This is a genomic window from Brachybacterium sp. AOP24-D1-21, assembly GCF_052378665.1.
Classification (GTDB): domain Bacteria; phylum Actinomycetota; class Actinomycetes; order Actinomycetales; family Dermabacteraceae; genus Brachybacterium.
Genome location: NZ_JBQSXX010000001.1, coordinates 2,949,274 through 2,969,097, shown reverse-complemented (window position 1 = coordinate 2,969,097; position 19,824 = coordinate 2,949,274). Strand labels below are relative to the sequence as shown.

Here is a 19,824-nt window from a genome sequence, read left to right as displayed (position 1 = left end):
GCTCAGCGCTCCTGCGAGGAGATCAGCGTCTGGGCGGTCCCACGTGCCCAGGACTCGACGGCCAGCAGTCCTGCGACCCCGTCGGCGTGCGCGGCACGCGGACGCTCCGGGCGCTCGAGCACCTCGCGGATCAGCGCGGTGATGCCGAGGAAATCGAGGTGCCCCTCGAAGAAGGCGTCCACCGCCTCTTCGTTGACGGCGTTGTAGACGGCCATCGCGCCACCGCCCTCCCGGTGCGCAGCGCGGGCCAGAGCGATCGCGTCGAAGGTGTCCTCGTCGACCGGTTCGAAGGTCCAGGACTGGGCTGCGGAGAAGTCCAGCGCCGTGGCGAGGCCGGGGAGCTTCTCCGGGTGCGCGAGCGCCCAGCCGATGGCGTGGCGCATGTCCGGCGGGCTGGCCTGAGCGATCGTCGCTCCGTCGATGAGCGTGACCATCGAGTGCACGATCGACTGCGGGTGGACGACCACCTGCACCCGATCCTCCGGCAGGTCGAACTGGAAGCAGGCCTCGATCACCTCGAGCGCCTTGTTGACCAGGGTGGCGGAGTTGGTCGTGATCACGCGGCCCATCGACCAGGTGGGGTGGTTCAGTGCCTGCTCCGGGGTGACGCCGGCGAGCTGCTCGCGAGTCCACCCGCGGAACGGGCCTCCGGAGGCGGTGACCACCAGATGGTCGATCTGGTCATGGCGCACCCCGGCCAGGGCCTGCGCGATCGCGGTGTGTTCGGAATCGACGGGAAGGATCTGTCCGGGCGCCACGGCCTCGGTCACCAGGTGACCGCCCACGACGAGCGATTCCTTGTTGGCCAGAGCGAGCCGGGCACCGGAGGCGAGCACGGCGAGGGTGGGCAGCAGACCGACGGAGCCGGTGATGGCGTTGAGCACCACGTCCCCGTCACCGAGGGATCCCGCGAGGTCGATGACGGCGTCCTGCCCGGCTGCGATCCGCGGCGCGGGGAGGCCGGCGTCGCGGCAGGCGCGTTGCACCGCACTGTCGACCTGGGCGGCGTGGGCAGGGTCGGAGACCACCAGATGCTCTGGCCGGTGGGCGAGGACCTGCTCGGCCACCAGCTCCGGACGGGTGCCGCCGACGGCGAGGCCGTGGACATGTGCGATGTCCGGGAAGCGGTGCAGCACGTCGAGCGCCTGGGTGCCGATGGATCCGGTGGACCCCAGCAGGACCAGCCTCCGCGCGGGGGTGCTGGTCACGGAACGGAAGCCATCACGTCCGCGACATGGTCGAGGTAGACGTCCACCACGGCCTCGCGATAGCCGTCGGGACCGCGACGACGACCGAAGGCGGCGCGCCGCACGTCATCGACGCTCATCGGATGGCCGTCGGTGAAATAGGCGACGAGTTGGTCGCACAGGGCGTCGACATCTGCCTTGTCATAGGCGGCCTCCCCCTGTGCGGCCGGAGCGAAGCGATCCCCTGCAGGGCGTTCGAGGCGCTCCTTGAGCACCTCGGCCCGCTCGGTGAGCTGTGCGACCCAGGAGTCCTCGCCATGCTGGGTGATCGCGTCATCGCGGGCCTGCAGCGCGAAGGCATCCGAGAGCCGGTCCAGGGCCTCGTCCACCACGCGCATGTCGTAGCCGCCCCGCTCGGTGCCGAAGCTGGCCGCGGTGATGTCGCCCCCGCTGAACGAGGGGTCACGACCCTCATAGGCGGTGCGCGCGCGGGAGAGGAACTCGTCGACCTCGCGCATGTCGTATCCGACGCTGAAGCGCGAGACACGCTCGAACGATGTGCTCACCAGGTAGGTCCTTCCTCGGTGCTGACGGGGTCCCACTGTAACGGCGTGGGAGGGATGGGTCGGGGAGGCGTGCGGGGCAGTTGCCGCTGCGCCGCGCTCAGCGGCCGCGCAGGAGGCGGGAGAGGAAGCCCCTCTTCTCGGCGGGATGCGGGACGGGGTGTCCCGCTCCCCGCGCGGGCCCGGACTGAGCGGGAGCAGACTGTGCCGGAACAGACTGCGCGAGCCCGGACTGTGCAGGGTCCCTTAGTGCGGGGTTCCCCGCGGGCATGGCGTCCTGTGCAGGCGCGGCCTGCGCTGCGGCGCCGTCGGCAGCGAGCGCAACGAAGCGCGGTGCGAGCACATCGTCGAGGAAGGCGTCGACCTCGGCCATCTCGTAGGCCTCACAGAACCGGGTCGGGGTGAAGCGCATGTCCAGCACGCTCTCTGCGTTGACCGAGCCGTCGCCGGTCTTGAGCGCCTGCTCGCAGCGATCGAGGAAGTCATCGACCTCGGCCATGTCGTAGCCATCACGGAATCGGGTCGGGGTGAAGCGGACGTCCATCAGCTGTGCTCCTGGGAATCAGTCGGTGGCGGCCGCGATGGCCTCGACGCGGGCGACCCGCGCCTCACGATCCTCGCGGCGGGTGTCGGACTCGATCACTTCGGCCGCCAGCTGGCCGCAGGCACCATCGATGTCGGAACCGCGGGTGTCTCGGATGGTGGCGGAGATGCCGTTGTCCCGCAGGATCTCCACGAAGCGCTTCTCCACCAGCGGGTCCGACGCTGTCCACTTCGAGCCCTTGACCGGGTTCAACGGGATCGGGTTGACGTGCACCCAGTGGGCGCCGCCCTTGGCGATCAGCCGATCGGCGAGCAGCTGCGCCCGGTGCGCCTGGTCGTTGATGTCGCGAATCAGGGCGTACTCGATGCTGACCCGGCGTCCGGTGGTCTCGAAGTACTCCCAGGCGGCGTCGAGGATCTCGTCGATATCGAAACGGGTGTTGATCGGCACCAGCTCATTGCGCAGCGCATCGTCCGGCGCGTGGAGGGACACCGCGAGCGTGACCGGGAGCTTCTCCGCGGTGAGCTTGCGGACCGCGGGAGCCAGACCCACCGTGGAGACGGTGATGTGGCGAGCTCCCATGCCGAAGCCCTCCGGGGCGGGAGAGTTCAGACGCCGGCAGACGGTCGCCACGGGGCGGTAGTTCGCCAGCGGCTCCCCCATCCCCATGAACACGATGTTGTTCACGCGGCCGGTCCCGCCGGGCAGCTCGCCGCGGGCCAGCATCCGGTTGGCGATGCGCACCTGCTCGAGGATCTCGGCGGTCGAGAGGTTGCGCGTCAGGCCCATCTGGCCGGTGGCGCAGAAGGGGCAGTTCATGCCGCAGCCTGCCTCCGAGGAGATGCACAGCGTGTTCCGATCGCTGTAGCGCATCAGCACCGATTCGACCATGGGCCCGTCGAACAGCTGCCAGAGGAACTTCTGGGTCGCGCCGTGGTCGGCGGACTGCCGGGAGACCTGCGTCAGCAGCGGGGGGAAGAAGTGGTCGACAAGCTCCTGGCGCCCCTCCTTGGGCAGATCCGTGAGGTCCTCCGGATCGGTGGTGAAGTGCTCGAAGTAGTGCACGGAGAGCTGCTTGGCCCGGAAGCCGGGCAGGCCCATCGCCTTGACTGCCTCGACGCGCTCGGCGAGCGTGAGGTCGGCGAGGTGCACCGGCGGCTTGCCCCGGCGGGCGGGCTTCATCTGCAGCTGGCCAGGAGCCAGAGCGATCTTCTGCCCGGGGATCGCCTCACGGGAGAGGTCGGGATTGCGGGACAGCGCAACCGGCTCCGGGGCGGGCTTCCCTCCAGCACCGTTCTCGGTGGTTTTCTCCGGCGAATTCTCGGTGTTCTTCATGGCAGCAGTACCTCCAGCATGACGTAGGTGGTGGGGGCGGCGAGCAGGATCGAGTCGACCCGGTCCAGCACTCCCCCGTGGCCGGGCAGCAGATGGCCCATGTCCTTGATGCCCAGGTCGCGCTTCAGAAGCGACTGGGCAAGATCTCCGCAGGTGGAGACGACCACCAGCACGGCGCCGATGATGAGTCCGACCTCCACGGGGAGATCCAGGGCGAGGGTCCCGACGGCGGTGACCGCGGCGGTGCCCAGCAGAAGGGATCCGACGAATCCCTCCCAGCTCTTCTTCGGGCTGATCCTCGGTGCCATCGGATGCTTTCCGAACAGCACCCCGGCGATATAGCCGCCCACGTCGTTGCCGACCGGTCCGAGCACTGCGAGGAGCACCAGCATCGGACCCTGCTCACGGGCGAAGAGCAGCAGCAGGAAGCAGCCCAGGAAGGGAACCCAGGCCAGGGCGAAGACGCCGCCGGCCACGTCGCGCAATGCACTCAGGCCCATCGACTCGCTGACCCGCCACAGGATCAGCACGCAGACCGCGGCAGCGGTCGCCACCAGCAGCCCCTCGGCACCGAACACCACGGTGGAGACCACCATCCCGATCACGCCCACCAGGAGCGGGGTCGGTGGGAGCCGCAGCCCGCCCTCGGCGAGGGCACGGGTGAGCTCGAGAACGGCGAGGACCATCGCCACTGCGGCGACCACCGGGAAAGCCTGGGGCAGCACGAACACCGCCACGATCAGGATCGCTCCCAGACCCACCCCGACCGCGATCGCTGCGGGGAGGTTGCGTCCCGGCCCGCGCCGTTTCGCGTGCTCCTCGGAAGGTACGGCGATGACCGCCTCGTCCGGGGACGAGGCGGTCATCGCCGGGGCTGGCGCAGGTTCAGTGCTCACGGGCTGCATTCACCAGTTCTGAGATCGCGAGACGCGACTCAGACGGTCTCGAGCTCGGTCTCCTTGAGGCTGAGCGCCTCATCGATCAGTTCGATGTACTTCTTGGTGAGCGACTCGAGCTCCTTCTCAGCGCGGCTGCCCTCGTCCTCGCCGATCTCCTTGTCCTTGACCAGCTTCTCGATCGCCTTCTTGGCGTTCCCGCGGGATCCGCGCACCGAGACCTTGCCGTCCTCGGCCTTGTTCCGGGCGAGCTTGACGTAGTCCTTGCGACGCTCCTCGGTGAGGGCCGGCAGGACCACGCGCAGGTTGTCGCCGTTGTTGGTGGGGTTCACGCCGAGGTCCGACTCGCGCAGCGCCGACTCGATGGCGGTCGTGGCGGTCTTGTCGAACGGGGTGACGATGACGGTGCGGGCTTCCGGGAACTGGAGCGAGGCCAGCTGGTTCAACGGGGTCGGCGCGCCGTAGTAATCGGCGGTGATCCCCTGGAACATCGCGGCGTTCGCCCGACCGGTGCGGATCGCGGTGAACTCGTCCTTGGTGACCTCCACGGACTTCTTCATCTTGGCCTCGGCGTCCTTCAGGATGCTCGGGGTGTCGTCGCTCACGGGGTGCTCCTCAGTTCTGAGTGGGTTTGCCTTGTCCATTGTCCCGCACCGTCAAGGGCCTGGGCGAGGCCCGCGGGGTGCGGAGCTCCCGGCGTGTCGGTGCCTCGAAGCACCGGGTCGCGCCGGGCCGATGTCACTTGGTGACGACCGTGCCGATCCGGTCGCCGCGCATTGCACGGGTGATGTTCCCGGGCGTGTCCAGTCCGAAGACCATCATCTGCTGACCGTTGTCCATGCACAGGCTGAACGCGGTGGAGTCCACGACCTTCAACCCGCGCTGGAGAGCATCGTTGTAGGTGACGTGATCGAGCTTCTTCGCGTCGGGGTTCGTGCGGGGGTCGGAGTCGTACACCCCGTCGACGCCGTTCTTCGCCATCAGCACCTCTTCGCAGCCGATCTCCAGCGCCCGCTGGACGGCGACCGTGTCGGTGGAGAAGTACGGCATCCCGGCACCAGCGCCGAAGATGACGACGCGGCCCTTCTGGAGGTGGCGGACTGCGCGCAGCGGGATGTACGGCTCGGCGACCTGGCCCATCTCGATCGCGGTCTGCACCCGGGTGGAGACTCCTCGCTGCTCCAGGAAGTCCTGCAGGGCGAGGCAGTTCATCACGGTGCCGAGCATGCCCATGTAGTCGGCACGACGCCGGTCCATGCCGCGCTGGGAGAGCTCCGCACCGCGGAAGAAGTTGCCGCCTCCGACGACGATGGCGCACTCGATGCCCTGGGCGACGCCCTCGGCGATCTCGCCCGCGACTCGGGCGACGACGTCGGGATCGACGCCGACGGCTCCTCCGCCGAATGCTTCTCCGGAGAGCTTCAGGAGGACGCGACGCCCATCCTCTCTCTTCGGGAGAACGGGTATCGGTGACGTGAACGTCTGGGTCATGTCGGTCCTTCCGCGCTGGGTCCTCGGTGATGATACCGGCGCGGCCCCCCCCCTGGTGGGGGGCCGCGGGGCGGTGGCCACGCTCACGCGCGGCCGACGGGATCGGACCCTGGAAGGTCCGGCCCCGGTGTGGTCAGCTGCCGACGCGGAAGCGGACGAAACCGGTGATGGTGCCGCCGGCCTCCTCCACGATCTTGCCGACGGACTTCTTCGGATCCTTGGCGAAAGCCTGGTCCAGGAGGCAGTTCTCCTTGAAGAAGCCGTTCAGACGACCCTCGACGATCTTCTCAATCGCCTTCTCGGGCTTGCCCTCGTTCTTCGCGGTCTCCTCGGCGATGCGACGCTCGTTGGCGACCTGGTCCGCGGGGACCTCATCACGGGAGAGGAAGGCGGGGGTGAACGCAGCGATGTGCATGGCGACGTCGCGCGCGACCTCTGCACCGGCCTTGTCGGTGGCGACCAGCACGCCGACCTGCGGGGGCAGGTCCTTGTTGGTGCGGTGCATGTACGAGGACACGGACTCGCCGGAGACGCGACCGATACGACGCACCAGGATCTTCTCGCCCATGGTGGCGCCGGCGTTGGTCAGGGCCTCGCCGAAGGGGGTCGAAGCCAGGTCCTCGGGCTCGCTGGCCCCGGACTCGACGGCCGCGGCCACGGCCTCGTCGCCCAGGGCGACGAACTTGTCGTTCTTGGCCACGAAGTCGGTCTCGGAGTTGAGCTCGACGAGGGTGCCGGTCTGGCCGCCCTCGGTGTCGCGGATGTCGACGGCGATGAGGCCCTCGGACGCGGTGCGACCTTCACGCTTGGCGATGCCCTTGAGACCCTTGACGCGGATCAGCTCAACGGCCTTGACCTTGTCGCCGTTCGCCTCGTCGAGCGCCTTCTTGACGTCGAGCATGCCCGCGCCGGTGGACTCGCGGATTTCCTTGATGTCTGCTGCCGTGTAGTTGGCCATGTTCCTCTTCCTTGTCAGAGCTGCTGCGGGAGGGGCGGGGGCGGCGTGCGCCTCCCCGTGGAGGGGCCCGGGAGCGACGCTGTCGTTCCCGGGCCCGTGGGTCACTCGGCGGCGGGGGCCTCGGAGGACTTCTCCTCGGTGGACTCCTCGGCGGGAGCATCCTCGGACGGAGCCTCAGCTGCGGGGGTCTCCTCGACTGCGGGGGTCTCCTCTGCGGCGGGGGTCTCCTCAGCAGCGGCGACGGACTCCTCGGCGGGAGCGTCCTGCTGCTGGACCTCGGACTGCTTGAGCAGCTCCTGCTCCCACTCGGCCAGGGGCTCGGCCGCGACGGCGGAGACGTTCTTCTCGCCACCGGTGCTCTTGGCGTGGCGCTCCTGCAGACCAGCAGCCACGGCGTCCGCGATCACGCGGGTCAGCAGGGTGACGGAGCGGATCGCGTCGTCGTTGCCCGGGATCGGGTACGTGATCACGTCGGGATCGCAGTTGGTGTCCAGGATCGCGACGACCGGGATGTTGAGCTTCTGAGCCTCATCGACCGCGAGGTGCTCCTTGTTGGTGTCCACGACCCAGAGGGCCGAGGGCGCCTTGCCCATGTCGCGGATGCCGCCGAGGGTCTTCTCGAGCTTGTCCTTCTCGCGGCGCATCATCAGCAGCTCCTTCTTGGTGCGGCCGGAGGCGGCCACATCCTCGAAGTCGATCTGCTCGAGCTCCTTGAGGCGGTTCACACGCTGCGAGACCGTCTGCAGGTTCGTGAGCATTCCACCGAGCCAGCGCTGGTTCACGAAGGGCATGCCCACACGTGTGGCCTGCTCCTGGACGGACTCCTGAGCCTGCTTCTTGGTGCCGACGAACAGGATGGTGCCGCCGTGGATGACGGTCTGCTTGACGAAGTCATATGCCTTGTCGATGTACGTCAAGGTCTGCATGAGGTCGACGATGTAGATGCCGTTGCGCTCGGTGAAGATGAAGCGACGGACCTTCGGGTTCCACCGACGGGTCTGGTGACCGAAGTGGACGCCGCTCTCGAGGAGCTGGCGCATGGTGACTACTGCCATGATGATGCCTCTGTTCTCCGGGCCTGGGCTCGCACGGCGCGCCCGTGGGCGTCCGCAGTCATCGCGCAGGACCTGCATTCTCGGTTGTTCCCCCACCACCGGACGGTGTGGGGCCTGGTGCCCGGGTGCCGGCCGCCTCGGAGCATCCCGCACACGAGGTGCGAGAACGGCCGAGGACCGTTGGCCGACGAGCCCTGATGGGCACGCGAAGTCATCCGGACGGACCGGATGCTGAGAAGAGTCTATCTGACGCAGCAACCTGCCCGAGCGCGTCGTGCGTCACCTCGCGACCGCGATGCATGCTCCTCACGGGCTCGTCAACGGCTCATCGCGGGCATGTCGCGGGCTCGTCCCTGTCTTGTTGCGCGGACTCGTTGCGGGGACTCGTTGCGGGGACTCGTTGCGGGGACTCGTCGTGGAGAATCATTGCAGGGACTCGTCGCGGAGAGTCTTTGCGGAGACTCGTTGCGGACGCTGGTTCGCCGACGGTTCCTCCACAGCGACGCGCCATCCACAGCACGACCTGGACGCGAGCGGCCGGCGGACACTGCTGAGGAGGATGGCGCTCATGGCCATCTCATTCCTCGCCCCGTCTCCGGCTGCCGTGCTGCGTCTGGGGCTGGTGAGTCTGCTGCTGCTCTTCGCGGGTGTCGCGCCCGCGCAGGCGGATGCGCCGCCGTGGCAGTGGCCGCTCCCCCCTCCCCATCAGGTGATCGCGCCCTTCGAGGCACCGGAGCATCGCTACGGTCCCGGCCACCGAGGAATCGACATCGCAGCGCCAGTCGCGGGCGTCGTGGTGCGCGCGGTGGCTCCTGGCACTGTCAGGTTCAGCGGGATGGTGGCAGGGCGCGGGGTCGTCTCGGTCACCCATGCGGACGGACTCATCTCGACCTATGAGCCAGTGACCGGGACTGTCGCGGCGGGCGATCAAGTGGACACAGGGACGACGCTGGGGACGCTCGTGGACAAATCGGAGCTCTCTCACTGCCCGGGTACCGAGTGCCTCCATCTGGGGGCTCGACGGGGCGAGGACTATGTGGACCCGTTGCTCCTGCTCGGAGGGCGCGGGCCGAGCGTCCTGCTGCCCTGGGCTGATGGGCGATCGGGTGTCGGCGGCGCAGGTGGCGTGCAGCCGCCGACGGGCCCAGGCGCGAGCCCCGTCGGCGGGACTTCCCCGCGACTGGTGCCCTCCGGGGTTCGCGGGGACGCGGAGACGGTCTCAGAGAACGGCAGCGGGACGTGGATCTCGGGAGGTGGAGTCCGCAGCCACCGGCCCGGCCTGCGACAGGCTTCCCGCGCCTGAGCGACAGGCTTCCGTCGCATGAGGACGTCGCATGAGCACGTCGTATGAGCGGAGATCATCGGCTGTCTGACCGGCGGCAGCTCACGCGCGAGGATGGGCCTGATCGATTGTCCGGCGCAAGCGCTCGGCACTGACGTGGGTGTAGATCTGTGTGGTCGCCAGGGAGGAGTGTCCCAGGAAGTCCTGCACGCTGCGCAGGTCTGCTCCGCCTTCGACGAGATGGGTGGCAGCGCTGTGCCGCAGGGTGTGCGGCGAGATGTGCCGGGATATCCCGGCCTCGGACGCGTGACGATCCACCAGGGTGCGCACCGCGCGATCGCCGAGCCGTCCGCCGCGCACACCGAGGAAGAGTGCATCGTCGGCGCCGGCCGCCGCGCCCGCGGCCTCGAGCAGCACCGGCCGACCAGCTTCCTGCCACTGCTCGATGGCCTTGAGCGCAGGGAGCCCGACAGGGACGATCCGCTCCTTGTCTCCCTTTCCGCGCACTCTCACGGTGCGCTGGCCGTGGTCGATGCCGGAACGGTTCAGGGCGACCAGCTCGGAGACCCGGAGCCCGGAGGAGTAGAGCAGCTCCAGGACAGCTGCATCACGGAGCCTCACCGCTCGTTCCACCGGGTCCGGGGGCGCGGCGTCCTGAGAAGTGGCGCCTGCGTGCTCGAGGGCGGGCTCCGGTGCGCTCAACCCATCGAGCAGCTCGCCCGCTTGGTCTCCGGTGAGCACGGTGGGCAGGTGGCGACCTCGCCGTGGTGCGCGCAGCCTTCCCCCGACGTCGTGCGGGATCCGTCCCGTCGCCGCGAGCCAGGAGGTGAAGGTCCGTGCCGCCGCCGCGGAGCGGGCAAGGGTGCTCGCACTCGCCCCGGTGTCGGCCCGCTCCGCGAGCCAGGAACGCAGCGCCGCGACGTCCAGTTCAGCCACGGGGATGCGTTCGGCATCCCGCAGATGTTCGACCAGCCCGGCGACCTCCTGGCGATATGCGCGCACGGTGTGCTCGGAACGTCCCCGTTCGAGGCGGAGGTGCGCGACGAAGTCCTCGACGACAGTCCCCTCTGCGTGCCCGGACTCGGTGCTCATACCCCTCAGTGTCGTGCATCCAGGTCCGTGCCGTGCACCCACGCGAAAGGCAGGCGTGGCGAAACGCAGACGTGGGAGAGGTGAGTGCGCCGCTGGCCGGGCGCGTCGAGATGCATCGTGTCGGGAGCGCGGTGGGTCAGGGGGCGCGCCGGACACGTTCCGCGGTCCGCACCACCAGCCCCAGCAGTCCCAACCGCGCCAGGGCCGCCTCCACCTCCTGAGCGGTGAAGCCGATCTCGTCCGTGAGCCGGGCTGGGGAGATGCTCGACCTCGGCGGCACGGCGTCCAGCACCCTTCTGTCTGCGGGACTGAGCAGGTCCAGCTCATCCTGCACCGCCCAGCTGCCTTCCCCGGCGGCAGGGCCACCGGGAAGCAGATCCAACAGATCCGCTGACTCTGTCACCAGCACTGCGCCGCGTTCCCTGATCAGGCGGTGGCAGCCGGCGCTGGCTGCGGAGGTGATCGGTCCGGGCACAGCTCCGACCGGCCGCGAGAGCTGATCTGCCAGCCGAGCCGTGGACAGCGCTCCGGATCTCCAGGACGCTTCCACGACGACCGTCGCCCGGGACAGGGCGGCGATCAGGCGGTTGCGGGCCAGGAACCGCCATCGGGTCGGGGCGGTGCCCGGGGGCGCTTCGCTGAGGAGCAGGTGCCGGTCTCGGATCCGCTCCAGCAGATCGGAGTTGCCTCGCGGATAGAGCCGGTCCAGGCCTCCGGCGAGGATGGCGAGGGTTGCTCCTCCGTCGGCGGCGAGCGCACCGCGGTGAGCGGCGGCGTCGATCCCGTACGCCCCGCCCGAGACGACGGTACCGCCACCGGCGGCGAAGGCGGCAGCCAGGGAACCGGCGGTGTCTTCGCCATACGGAGTGGAGGCCCGCGAGCCCACCAGGGCGATGCATCGTTCACCGGCCAGCTGGTCGAGCCGGCCCGGCCCCTGCAGCCAGAGGCAATGCGGACGCGTCTCCTGTAGGTCGTCCAACGCTGCAGGCCATTCGGCGTCCTGCGGCGTGAGGATCCTGATCCGTCGCCGCTGGGCATCGTCGAGGATCTCCTCGAGCACGATGGTCTCCAGCCGGGCCCGCCACCGCGAGAGCGCTCGCTCGGCGCGTGAACGGCTCGTTCCCGGGGCGGGATCCGAGGCCTGTGCGGGCAGCTGGCCGCCGAGGGCGCGGTGCAGATCTGTGCTGCTGCCGTGCCGGGCCAGATCGAGAGCCGCCACCGGTCCGAGGAGGGTGCAGGCGAGCATCGCGACCGAATCCGATGGCTCCGCGATCACGGACCAGGTGATCCGGGCCGCACCATCCTGCTCAGCCGATGCCCGGGCGCCGTAGCGGTCCGGCGCGCTCTCCGGTGATGTCGGGGTGGTCATCGTGGTTCTCCTTCGCGCAGGGTGAGGGCAAGTCCGATGTGCTCAGCGGTGGGGCGCAGCGCCCCTGCCAGGTCGGCGAGGGTCCAGGCCAGTCGCAGCACGCGATCGTGCCCGCGCAGGGTGAGCCGGCCCTGTGCCACGGCGTGGTCCAGCAGGCGGCGCTCGGACGGGGCTGGAGAGAACTCCTTCCGCAGCAGCGGACCGGGCAGGTGAGCGTTGGTTGACCACGCCCGGCCCTTGAAGCGGGCGAGCTGTCGTTCACGAGCTGTGGCCACCCGGGCGGCGATCACTTCGCTCGGCTCTGCGAGCTCCGCCTCGACCCGGTGGACATCGACGGGACGGACCTCGACCCGCATGTCGATCCGGTCCAGCACGGGCCCCGAGAGCCGTGCCAGGTAACGACGTCGCTGCAGAGGTGTGCAGCGGCAGAGGTCTCCTTTGCCGTAGGCCATCCCGCAGGGGCAGGGATTCGCCGCTAAGACCAGTTGGAAGCGTGCCGGGTAACGGGTGACCGCTCGGGCCCGGTGGAGAGTGATGTCTCCGGTCTCAAGAGGCTCCCTCAGCGCCTCCAGCACTCGCGAGGAGAACTCCGGTGCTTCATCGAGGAACAGCACCCCGGCGTGGGCACGGGAGATCGCACCGGGCAGGGCGAGTCCCGACCCTCCCCCGACCACGGCCGCGGTGGAGGCTGTGTGATGGGGATTCTCGAAGGGAGGGGATCTCAGCAGTCCGGCACGGGCATCAAAGCGGCCGGCCAGGGAGTGGATCGCGGAGACGGCCAGGGAGTCCGCGCTGCCGAGTCGCGGGAGAATCCCGGGAAGACGGGAGGCGATCATGGTCTTCCCTGCTCCTGGCGGGCCCGTCAGGAGCAGGTGATGCGCGCCGGCGGCCGCGACCTCGGCGGCGCGCCTCGCCTGGGCCTGGCCGATCACATCGGAGAAGTCCAGTGCGAGTCCGCTTTCCGCTGACGCCACCGGTTCGGGAGGCGTCGGAGTGCTCGGGTCTCGCACGGGAGAGGGCGGGACGTCGGCGCCGTAGCGGTGCAGGACGCTGGTGAGGTCGGCGGCGCCATCGATCTCGATCCCTTCCACCAGGCGCGCCTCAGGCAGGTTCTCCTCAGGGACGATGGCGCGGGTGATGCCGAGCGAGCGGGCTGCGAGCAGTGCGGGCAACACTCCTGGAATCGGATGCAGGCGCCCGTCGAGACCCAGCTCCCCCAGCAGCACGGTGTCCGCCGGCACATGGACGAGAAGGTCGCCCTGGGCATCGACCACCGCCATCGCGATGGCGAGGTCGAAACCCGAACCTCGCTTGGGCCGCCAGGCCGGAGTCATGTTGACCGTGATGCGGCGCGAGGCGAGCCGGACCCCGCTGCGGGCTGCCGCGGCGCGCACGCGTTCACGGGCCTGCAGGGTCGAGGAGTCCGGAAGTCCCACCAGGGAGAAGGCCGGCAGCCCCATCGAGACGTCTGCCTCGACCTCGACCAGAGTTCCTTCCAGGCCGGTGAGGCTGATCGAGAGGGTGCGCGCGTGTCCCATCAGGACACCGCCTCGAGATGCTCGAGGGAGAAGGTCCCATCGAGATGGGCGTGCACGGCCACCACATCGATCCGCACATCTCGATGCGGGGTCGATCGCTCCATCAAGTACTCACCCGCGAGGCGTCGCAGCCTTCGGAGCTTATCGGGGGTGACAGCGGCCTGCGGCACGCCGGTGACGAAGGAACGCCTGGTCTTGACCTCGACGAACACCAGCGTGGTGTGCGCGAGGGCGACGATGTCGAGCTCTCCCTGGCGCAGGTGCAGGTTGCGCTCCACGATCTGCCACCCGCAGGCCTGCAGATGCTCCGCAGCAAGGTCCTCCCCCGCCTGCCCGAGCTCGCGGGTGGACATGTCCCGCACGCGTCGTGGCTTGGGCACGGCGACCGGGCCGATGACCGGCGGCTGCGCTGCAGGGCCCGGGATCTGAGGCGGCCTGGGCCCGTCGGCTGCTGCCGAGGCGGCGGGCCGGGGGCGGCGGTCCGGGCGGCGCCCTGCCGAGGGATCAGGAGCTGTGGCGAGACTGTTCATGCCAGTCAGCCTGGTGGGAGCTCAGCGAGCGCGGTACCGGTGCGCGGATCTTGGGGATGACGGAGGGCTGTGGAGGAACGGTCGCGCGCCGCCGCGGTGCGGAACCGCTCGGATCACGCGCCCCTTCGCAGCAAGGCCCGGCGCAGAATGGCCCGGCGCAGCCCGGCTTGGCGCAGCCCGGACCCTCGGCTCAGGGCAGGGAGATGTCCTGCTTGTTGAGCTCCTCGATGTTGACGTCCTTGAACGTCACCACCCGCACCGAACGCACGAACCGGGTGGAACGGTAGATGTCCCATACCCAGACATCCGCCAGCCGCAGCTCATAGAACACCTCGCCGCCGCCGGAGCGAACCTGAAGGTCCACCTGGTTGGCGAGGTAGAACCGGCGCTCGGTCTCGACCACGTAGGTGAACAGGCTGACCACATCGCGATACTCGCGGAACAGCTGGAGTTCGAGGTCTGACTCGTAATTCTCGAGTTCCTGGGCGCTCACCGACGCTCCTTCCCCTCGTACAGGTGCCAATCGTCGTCCCACAGTACGCCAGCGGTGGTCGAGGCTGCTGCCGCCACCAGCGCTGGGTCAGACGGCTCCGGCTCGGTCGGCACAGGAAGCGCAGTCGGCACAGAGAGCGCAGTCGGTACAGAGAGCGTGCGCGTCGGCGACGCCGCTGGAACGGTGGAGCTCAGCCGCCAGCTGCGGCGATGATGCTCATGCGGACCGAGCCGGTCGATGGCTTCGCGGTGCACAGCGGAGCCATAGCCCTTGTTGGAGGCCCAGCAGTAGTCCGGTGCCAGAGCGTCGATCTCGACCATGTGTGCATCACGCGCGACCTTCGCCAGGACGCTGGCCGCCGAGACGCTCGCACAGTCGCGATCTGCGGCGACCCTCAGCTCGACCAGCGGCGCCGGTCCGGAGCCGGTGCTCAGCGCGGCGGAGAGCACATCGACGTCGCCGTCCAGCACGATCGCGTCGATCTCCAGCTCGAGGGCACCGAGCGCGCGCAGCGCGGCACGGGTGAGGGCAGGCATGATGCCGATCTCATCGACCTCTCCGGCACTCGCCCAGCCCACCGAAGAGCCTGCGGCGGTGGCGCGGATAGGGTCCACCAGCGCCTCGCGGCGCCGAGCGGTCAGCTTCTTGGAGTCCCTCACACCCTCGGGGAGTGCCAGGGCTCGACCGTCGACCACCTTGATCGCGCACGCGCCGACGGCGACCGGACCTGCGAGCGCACCGCGGCCCACCTCATCGATGCCGACGACGATGCGAGGCCCGGGCCCTCGACGGGCAGCCAGCGCGAGCTCGAGGTCGAGGGTGGGGGCAGGGCTGCTCACGGCGTCTCGGGAACGGTCGCGAAGGTCTCGCGGCCGTCGTTCAGGCGGTCCCAGCTGCTGGTGGGCCAGAAGATGACCTCGGCCCGGCCGGTGATGTCGGATTCGTCGACGAAGCCGCCGTCTCCCTGGGTCTCATGCCAGGCGGAGTCCGCGGAGGCGTAGCGGTTGTCGCCCATCACCCACACCTTCCCCTCCGGGACGGTGACATCGAACGCGACCTGGCAGGCAGAGGTCTGAGGGTTGATGTAGGGCTCCTCGAGCGGCGTGCCGTTGACCTCCAGGACACCGCCCTGCTCCTCGCAGACGACACGGTCGCCGGACACCCCTATCAGCCGCTTGACCAGGTGGTCCTGGGAGGGGTCCGGCGCGAGGCCCACCATGCTCAGCAGCATCATCACCCGCACCCGCGGGGTGGGGTTCTCCGTGGCGTCGCCCGGGATCCAATCATCGGGGTCCTCGAAGACGATGACGTCCCCGCGCTGCAGGTCGAACACTCCGGGACTGAGCTTGGAGACGAGGATCTTGTCGTTCTCCAGCAGGGTCGGGTTCATCGAAGCGGAGGGGATGTAGAAGGGCTGGATCAGGAAGGTCTTCACCAGCACGGCGATGACCAGGGCGACCGCCATGGTGACCAGGGTGTCGAGCCACAGCGGCATCCGCTGACGGCGGTGGGTGCGCTCGGAGTCGCGCTCCGCGTCGGAGCGGTCCTCACCAGGTGCGGGGTCCGCAGAATCGGACACAGCAGGGCGAGGTTCTTCGGACGCGTTCATCGCGGTGATCCTATCGGCAGATGCTGGGCGTCAGAGGGCACCGCTGCGAGTGAGAGGCCACACGATGCGATCCGCCTCCCCCACGACGCGGTCCAGCGGGACCATCCCACCGCCCGGAGCGCCGAGCAGGTGACGGGAGTCGGTGGAGTCGGCGCGGTTGTCGCCGAGCACGAACATATGACCTGCGGGGACCTGCAGATCGAACTCGATCTCGCTGGGGACCGTGCCCTCGGGCAGATAGGGCTCCTCCAGAGGGACGCCATCCACGGTGATCGCGCCGTTCGGATCGCAGCAGGTGACGCGGTCTCCATCGATCGCAATCACACGCTTGACCCAGTAGCGGTCGCCGTCGGACGCGGACGGGGCGAAGTACCCGATGCCGTCGAAGACCACGATGTCACCGCGCTCCGCGGTGCCGCGCTGCGATCGGTCCGCCAGGAGCACGTCACCGGGCTCGAGGGTCGGCGACATCGACGCCGAGGGGACACGGAACGGCTGGGCGACGAACTCCCGCGCCAGCAGTGCGATCACCAGCAGCAGCACGACGCAGACGGCGGCGGCCACCACCGAGTGGGGCCGCCGCCGTCCGTTCGCGTTGTCGCGGGACATTCCTGAGATCAGGAGTGGTCGCGCTTCTCCTTGATGCGGGCCTTCTTGCCCGTGAGGTTGCGCAGGTAGTACAGCTTCGCGCGACGGACGTCGCCACGGGTGACGACCTCGATCTTGTCGACGGTCGGTGCGTGCACGGGGAACACGCGCTCCACGCCGACGCCGAAGGAGATCTTGCGGACGCGGAAGGTCTCGCCCACGCCGTGGCCCTGACGGCCGATGACGTAGCCCTGGAAGACCTGGATACGAGAGCGGTTGCCCTCGATGACCTTCACGTGGACCTTGACGTTGTCGCCGGCGCGGAACGCGGGGACGTCCTCGCGCAGCGAGGCCTTGTCGAGCTCATCGAGCTTCTGCATGATGCTTCTCCAGCCCTCCGCCTCAGGTCGGACAGCTTCGTTCGTCGAGCTTCCCGAGATGCGGGAGGCCCGTCATGAACTGTCGATCCGGCGAGGAGCGAACTCCCCGTACCGGTGTGCTGGGACTCTGGCGGCGACTCCCATCGCCACGGAACATCCCGACCGCTTGCTGCGCCCCTCCCCTGAGGCAGAGGAGCGCGCGGTGCGCACAAGAGGTCATTGTGCCAGCGCGGGACCAGTCGCGGCAAGCCCCTGACCTCTCGTCGCCGCTGGTCACAGCGTACGGAACTGTCGTCTGCGTCACGCAGGCCGGGCGGCTGCGGGTGTCCGGGTCACTGGAGCAGGTCGGGGCGGCGTTCACCGGTGCGCTGGACGGACTGCTCACGACGCCAGGCGGCGATCTTCGCATGGTCCCCGGAGAGCAGGATCGGCGGCGCCTCCCGGACCATCCCGAGGGGATCGGTCCAGCTGGCGGGCCTCGTGTAGAGCGGGTACTCGAGCAGTCCGTCGGAATGGGACTCCTCGACGAGAGACTCGGCATTGCCGACCACCCCGGGGACCAGGCGCACCACCGCTTCGGTGATCGCGAGCACGGCGACCTCGCCGCCGTTGAGCACGTAGTCGCCCAGGGAAGCGAGCGCCACCTCGCAGCCGATATCGGCGAGATGCTCGTAGACCCGCTCGTCGATGCCCTCGTACCGGCCGCAGGCGAAGATGATCCACTCGCGCTGTGACCATTCCTGGGCGGTGGCCTGGACGAAGGGAGCCCCGGCAGGGTTGGGGAAGACGATCAGGGGCTCGACGTCGACCCCGAGGGATTCCTGGCCCTCGACGCGCACCCCGGCGAAAGCTGCTGCCCAGGGCTCGGGCTTCATCACCATGCCGGCGCCGCCGCCCAGCGGAGAGTCGTCCACAGTGCGGTGGCGGTCATGGGTCCACTGCCGCAGATCGTGCACGTGCAGGTCGACGAGGCCCTCGCGACGGGCCTTGCCGATCAGGGACAGCTCGAGCGGCGCGAGGTACTCGGGGAAGATCGTGATGACGTCGATGCGCATCGTCGGTCTCAGCGCTTCCCGCGCGGGGGTGCGGAGGTCTCCGGCTCCGGGCCCTGCTCGTCCTCGGGAAGGGCGTCGAAGAGTCCGCCGGGAGGATCGGCGATCACCACGCCCGCCTCGATGTCTACCTCGGGCACCAGCTCGTCGACCAGCGGCAGCTGGACCCGACGGCGGTCCAGGGTGCGCACCACCAGCAGGTCCTGTGCCGGGTAGTGCTCCACTCCCATGACGGTGCCGAGCTCACGGCCGTCCACATGGCGCACGATCAGGCCCTTGAGCTGGCTCGGGTACCAGGCCTCGGGGTCCTCGTCGGCCTCCTGCTCTTCATCCACCGCGATCGTCAGGTCCACGCCGCGCAGGGACTCGGCGTCGGTGCGATCAGCGACCTCGTCGAAGCTCACGTACCAGCGGTCCTGCTGGCGCCTGGATCGCCCCACGGTCAGCGTGCGGGCACGGCCGTCGACGTGCACGTCGAAGGCGGTGCCATCCTGCAGGCGCTCCTCGGGCTGGTCGGTGCGCAGGATCAGTGCGACCTCGCCGCGCAGTCCATGCGCTCTGCCGATGGTCGCGACGATGACGTCGAGTGTGCTCATGAGCCTTCTCCGTAGTCCATGCCGTCCTCGCGGGCGGCGTTCGCGCCGATGACGGCGCCGTTCTCGATCTCCCCGGGGTCCGGTGAGGAGTACCCGGCGTCAGTGCAGGCGGTGCTCAGCGCGGTCAGCGGCTGATCCAGGCCGTCCGACCAGGAGTCACCCGCCAGTGCGTCCTGGAACGGAACGCGGACCTGCTCGAGGGCTGTGGCCACCGCGTCATCGTCCACTGCCAGGATCTCCGCGGTCAGCAGGTCCGAGGTCTCCCGCACCTCGTCCATCCGATCCGCAGGGACCTCCCGGGCAGAGAGCCCCACCAGCTTGAACATGTTCGAGGTCAGCACATTGGCGTTGCCGAAATGGGTGAGGGTGCCGGGCGTGTCGAACACATCAGCACAGACCAGGGCCGCCGGTTTGGTGCCGTCGGCTCCTGGACCCACGGCCCAGCTCGCCGCGGCGGAGACTCCGCTGCAGCTGCCGGCCACTCCGTCCCAGGCGATGCGGAAGGCGTCGCCATCCGCCTCGGCGCCCCGCTCGGGCTCCGTGCGGAACCACTCTGACAGTGCCGCTGCGGCCTCTTTCGCCGCCGTGGGGGCTGCGTCGAAAGCACTGTCGATGTCGTCCCCGGTCATCTCATAGAAGAAAGGGTCCGTAGGTCCCGCCTCCGGGGCGGTCGCGGCTCGGTCCAGGGTGGTCCTGGAGAGCGGATCGGTGTAATCCGGATCGCCCCAGAAGGCTGCGCATGCCGCATCGAGGGCGGGGTCCTCGGTGAGCGTCTCCTCCACGGTGCCGGTGCTGGCGGCTCCGGTGCCGGGCACGGTCTCCTCGGTACTCGTGCCACCGGCTGCACATCCTGCCAGCAGCAAGGTCAGGCCCAGCAGGACGGCACCAACGCGGGAGGCGACAGCCTTCGGGTCGCGGGATCCGACCGCCTGTGGCTGACGCGACCCGGAAAGCCAGGAGCGGTGCTGCCCGGACCTCTCGGTCCGATAGGCAGCACCGCTCCGTGAAGTGGCTCGAGGCAACTCAGCGCCGGTCGACGTCGACGATGTCGACCCGCACATCGTCATCCGACAGGGCTGCGGTGACCGTGCGCAGGGCACGGGCGGTGCGGCCGGACCGTCCGATGACACGGCCGAGGTCGGCGGCGCCGACCCGGACCTCGAGGAGCGGACCGCGTCGCGTGGACTTCTCGGTCACGGCCACGGCCTCCGGGTCATCGACGATGCCCCGGACCAGGTGGTCGAGTGCGTCGGCGCGGGCGCTCAT

General features: G+C 69.3%; 23 protein-coding genes. 1 reads left to right on the top strand and 22 read right to left on the bottom strand.

All coding sequences use genetic code 11. The annotated features are described in order from the left end of the window. Positions 1 to 2 precede the first annotated feature (2 nt). The 9 genes from dxr to rpsB form a co-directional block, all read right to left on the bottom strand. Positions 3 to 1,208, bottom strand: a complete 1,206-nt coding sequence (gene dxr / locus ACT3UF_RS13365; RefSeq protein WP_444608377.1) for a 1-deoxy-D-xylulose-5-phosphate reductoisomerase — start codon at positions 1,206 to 1,208, stop codon at positions 3 to 5. Beyond that, positions 1,205 to 1,753: a DivIVA domain-containing protein gene (locus ACT3UF_RS13360; protein WP_441443577.1), complete on the bottom strand. Its 549-nt coding sequence runs from the start codon at positions 1,751 to 1,753 to the stop codon at positions 1,205 to 1,207. The genes dxr and ACT3UF_RS13360 overlap by 4 nt, the downstream gene beginning before the upstream one ends. Before the next feature lie 97 nt (positions 1,754 to 1,850). Next, positions 1,851 to 2,294 (bottom strand): DivIVA domain-containing protein, encoded by a 444-nt coding sequence (locus ACT3UF_RS13355; protein WP_441443578.1) that lies wholly within the window; start codon positions 2,292 to 2,294, stop codon positions 1,851 to 1,853. A gap of 18 nt (positions 2,295 to 2,312) precedes the next feature. Then, complete coding sequence (gene rlmN / locus ACT3UF_RS13350) at positions 2,313 to 3,629, bottom strand: 23S rRNA (adenine(2503)-C(2))-methyltransferase RlmN (RefSeq protein WP_441443579.1); 1,317 nt, start codon at positions 3,627 to 3,629, stop codon at positions 2,313 to 2,315. Beyond that, entirely contained in the window at positions 3,626 to 4,525 is a 900-nt protein-coding gene (locus tag ACT3UF_RS13345) for a phosphatidate cytidylyltransferase (protein WP_441443580.1), read from the bottom strand. Before ACT3UF_RS13345 ends, rlmN begins: the two co-directional genes overlap by 4 nt. Positions 4,526 to 4,563: 38 nt before the next feature. Next, positions 4,564 to 5,130 (bottom strand): ribosome recycling factor, encoded by a 567-nt coding sequence (gene frr / locus ACT3UF_RS13340; protein WP_441443581.1) that lies wholly within the window; start codon positions 5,128 to 5,130, stop codon positions 4,564 to 4,566. Positions 5,131 to 5,263: 133 nt separating this feature from the next. After that, positions 5,264 to 6,016, bottom strand: coding sequence for a UMP kinase (pyrH, locus tag ACT3UF_RS13335; protein ID WP_441443582.1), 753 nt, complete (start codon positions 6,014 to 6,016; stop codon positions 5,264 to 5,266). A gap of 133 nt (positions 6,017 to 6,149) precedes the next feature. Next, complete coding sequence (gene tsf / locus ACT3UF_RS13330) at positions 6,150 to 6,974, bottom strand: translation elongation factor Ts (protein ID WP_441443583.1); 825 nt, start codon at positions 6,972 to 6,974, stop codon at positions 6,150 to 6,152. A gap of 101 nt (positions 6,975 to 7,075) precedes the next feature. After that, positions 7,076 to 8,029, bottom strand: a complete 954-nt coding sequence (gene rpsB / locus ACT3UF_RS13325) for a 30S ribosomal protein S2 (protein ID WP_441443584.1) — start codon at positions 8,027 to 8,029, stop codon at positions 7,076 to 7,078. Between the two features lie 568 nt (positions 8,030 to 8,597). Between rpsB and ACT3UF_RS13320 the strand changes: the two genes are divergently transcribed. After that, on the top strand, positions 8,598 to 9,332 hold the full coding sequence (locus ACT3UF_RS13320; RefSeq protein WP_441443585.1) for a peptidoglycan DD-metalloendopeptidase family protein: 735 nt from the start codon (positions 8,598 to 8,600) through the stop codon (positions 9,330 to 9,332). Between the two features lie 81 nt (positions 9,333 to 9,413). Here the strand turns inward: ACT3UF_RS13320 and ACT3UF_RS13315 are convergent, their stop codons facing one another. From ACT3UF_RS13315 to ACT3UF_RS13255, 13 genes are all read right to left on the bottom strand, one after another. Next, on the bottom strand, positions 9,414 to 10,403 hold the full coding sequence (locus tag ACT3UF_RS13315; protein WP_441443586.1) for a tyrosine recombinase XerC: 990 nt from the start codon (positions 10,401 to 10,403) through the stop codon (positions 9,414 to 9,416). Positions 10,404 to 10,539: 136 nt separating this feature from the next. Next, the gene (gene dprA / locus ACT3UF_RS13310; protein WP_441443587.1) at positions 10,540 to 11,772 is read right to left on the bottom strand and encodes a DNA-processing protein DprA; all 1,233 of its coding nucleotides are present in this window, start codon (positions 11,770 to 11,772) and stop codon (positions 10,540 to 10,542) included. Further along, positions 11,769 to 13,310, bottom strand: coding sequence for a YifB family Mg chelatase-like AAA ATPase (locus ACT3UF_RS13305; protein ID WP_441443588.1), 1,542 nt, complete (start codon positions 13,308 to 13,310; stop codon positions 11,769 to 11,771). The genes dprA and ACT3UF_RS13305 overlap by 4 nt, the downstream gene beginning before the upstream one ends. Then, a complete protein-coding gene (locus tag ACT3UF_RS13300) occupies positions 13,310 to 13,840 on the bottom strand; it encodes a YraN family protein (RefSeq protein WP_441443589.1) in 531 nt (176 codons plus the stop codon). The genes ACT3UF_RS13305 and ACT3UF_RS13300 overlap by 1 nt, the downstream gene beginning before the upstream one ends. 190 nt (positions 13,841 to 14,030) lie before the next feature. Next, on the bottom strand, positions 14,031 to 14,333 hold the full coding sequence (locus tag ACT3UF_RS13295; RefSeq protein ID WP_441443590.1) for a DUF2469 domain-containing protein: 303 nt from the start codon (positions 14,331 to 14,333) through the stop codon (positions 14,031 to 14,033). Continuing rightward, complete coding sequence (locus tag ACT3UF_RS13290; RefSeq protein ID WP_441443591.1) at positions 14,330 to 15,172, bottom strand: ribonuclease HII; 843 nt, start codon at positions 15,170 to 15,172, stop codon at positions 14,330 to 14,332. Before ACT3UF_RS13290 ends, ACT3UF_RS13295 begins: the two co-directional genes overlap by 4 nt. Beyond that, entirely contained in the window at positions 15,169 to 15,942 is a 774-nt protein-coding gene (gene lepB, locus ACT3UF_RS13285; RefSeq protein WP_441443592.1) for a signal peptidase I, read from the bottom strand. Before lepB (ACT3UF_RS13285) ends, ACT3UF_RS13290 begins: the two co-directional genes overlap by 4 nt. A 30-nt stretch (positions 15,943 to 15,972) precedes the next feature. Next, positions 15,973 to 16,551, bottom strand: a complete 579-nt coding sequence (lepB, locus tag ACT3UF_RS13280; RefSeq protein WP_441443593.1) for a signal peptidase I — start codon at positions 16,549 to 16,551, stop codon at positions 15,973 to 15,975. Positions 16,552 to 16,559: 8 nt separating this feature from the next. After that, positions 16,560 to 16,910 carry a 50S ribosomal protein L19 gene (gene rplS, locus ACT3UF_RS13275; RefSeq protein WP_010551346.1) on the bottom strand — a complete coding sequence of 117 codons (351 nt, stop codon included), beginning with the start codon at positions 16,908 to 16,910 and terminating at the stop codon, positions 16,560 to 16,562. Between the two features lie 332 nt (positions 16,911 to 17,242). Continuing rightward, positions 17,243 to 17,965 carry a tRNA (guanosine(37)-N1)-methyltransferase TrmD gene (gene trmD, locus ACT3UF_RS13270; protein ID WP_441443594.1) on the bottom strand — a complete coding sequence of 241 codons (723 nt, stop codon included), beginning with the start codon at positions 17,963 to 17,965 and terminating at the stop codon, positions 17,243 to 17,245. 8 nt (positions 17,966 to 17,973) lie between these two features. Then, positions 17,974 to 18,558, bottom strand: coding sequence for a ribosome maturation factor RimM (rimM, locus tag ACT3UF_RS13265; RefSeq protein ID WP_441443595.1), 585 nt, complete (start codon positions 18,556 to 18,558; stop codon positions 17,974 to 17,976). Further along, on the bottom strand, positions 18,555 to 19,373 hold the full coding sequence (locus ACT3UF_RS13260) for a hypothetical protein (RefSeq protein ID WP_441443596.1): 819 nt from the start codon (positions 19,371 to 19,373) through the stop codon (positions 18,555 to 18,557). The genes rimM and ACT3UF_RS13260 overlap by 4 nt, the downstream gene beginning before the upstream one ends. Positions 19,374 to 19,581: 208 nt before the next feature. After that, positions 19,582 to 19,824 carry a KH domain-containing protein gene (locus ACT3UF_RS13255; protein WP_345082588.1) on the bottom strand — a complete coding sequence of 81 codons (243 nt, stop codon included), beginning with the start codon at positions 19,822 to 19,824 and terminating at the stop codon, positions 19,582 to 19,584.